The following is a 1,378-nucleotide window of genomic DNA, read 5'->3' as shown; positions in this document are numbered from 1 at the left end:
CCGCTCGCCGTGCTTCAGAGGGCCACGCCGAGCAGGGCGTCCACGGCACGGGACACGACGCCGGGCGCGGCCGTGTCCGTACCACCGCTCTCCTCCTGGAGTATCGCCCAGCGGTCGACCGCGGCGAGCGCCGTGGGCGCGTCCAGGTCGTTCGCGAGGGCGTCGCGGATCTCCTCGACGACGGCGTCCGCGGGCGGGCCGTCGGGCCTGGAGACGGCGGAGCGCCAGCGGTCGAGCCGCGCCACCGCATCCCGCAGCACCCGGTCGGTCCACTCCCAGTCGGACCGGTAGTGGTGGGCGAGCAGCGCGAGCCGGATGGCGGCCGGGTCGACGCCGTCGCGCCGGAGCCGGGAGACGAAGACGAGGTTGCCCTTGGACTTGGACATCTTCTCGCCGTCCAGAGCGACCATGCCGGCGTGCACGTACGCCTTGGCCATCGGGTACTCGCCGGTCAGCACCTGGGCGTGCGAGGCGCCCATCTCGTGGTGCGGGAAGGCGAGGTCGGAGCCGCCGCCCTGGACGTCGAAGCCCATGCCCAGGTGGTCGAGCGCGATGGCCACGCACTCGATGTGCCAGCCGGGCCTGCCCCGGCCGAGCGAACCGCCGTCCCAGCTGGGCTCGCCCGCGCGGGCGGCCATCCAGAGCATCGGGTCGAGCGGGTTCTTCTTGCCCGGGCGGTCCGGGTCGCCGCCGCGCTCGGCGGACAGCAGCCGCATGGTGGCGGCGTCCAGGTGGGACACCGAGCCGAAGTGCGGATCGCACTCCACGGAGAAGTAGATGTCGCCGTCGAGTTCGTACGCGGCGCCCGCGTCCCGCAGCCGTTCGATCAGCGGGACGATGCCGGGTATCGCCTCCACGGCGCCGATGTAGTGCTTCGGGGGCAGCATCCGCAGGGCGGTCATGTCCTCGCGGAACAGAGCGGTCTCCCGCTCGGCGAGGGCCACCCAGTCGACGTCGTCGCGCTGCGCGCGCTCCAGGAGGGGGTCGTCTACGTCGGTGACGTTCTGGACGTAGTGCACCTGCCGCTTCGTGTCGAGCCACACGCGCTGGACGAGGTCGAACGCGTTGTAGGTCGCCGCGTGACCCATGTGGGTCGCGTCGTACGGTGTGATGCCGCAGACGTAGATGCGGGCGATGGGACCGGGGCGGAGGGTGACGGGGCCACCGGTCGCGGTGTCGTGGATCCTCAGGTCGCGACCCTGACCGGGCAGGGCGGGGACCTCGGAAGCGGGCCAGGCATGCATGTCATGAGCGTAACCGGCGGAAGGTTCCGGCTACGAACCGGACCGGACCGGATGGCCGGGACGTTGCCGCGCGCGGAACCGGGACGGTGCCGCGCGCGGAACCGGGACGGTGCCGCGCGCGGAACCGGAACCCG

Annotated in this window: 1 protein-coding gene; it reads right to left on the bottom strand. The window is 72.7% G+C overall.

The window, feature by feature from the left end:
- Window positions 1-14: 14 nt before the first annotated feature.
- Complete coding sequence (gene mshC, locus ACFSL4_RS07050) at window positions 15-1,244, bottom strand: cysteine--1-D-myo-inosityl 2-amino-2-deoxy-alpha-D-glucopyranoside ligase (RefSeq protein ID WP_381079678.1); 1,230 nt, start codon at window positions 1,242-1,244, stop codon at window positions 15-17.
- Window positions 1,245-1,378: the final 134 nt, after the last annotated feature.

The sequence above is a fragment of the Streptomyces caeni genome, assembly GCF_042678285.1.
Lineage (GTDB): Bacteria > Actinomycetota > Actinomycetes > Streptomycetales > Streptomycetaceae > Streptomyces > Streptomyces caeni.
Note: the sequence above shows the minus strand (reverse complement) of the source record. Positions and strands in the feature narration are given on the sequence as shown.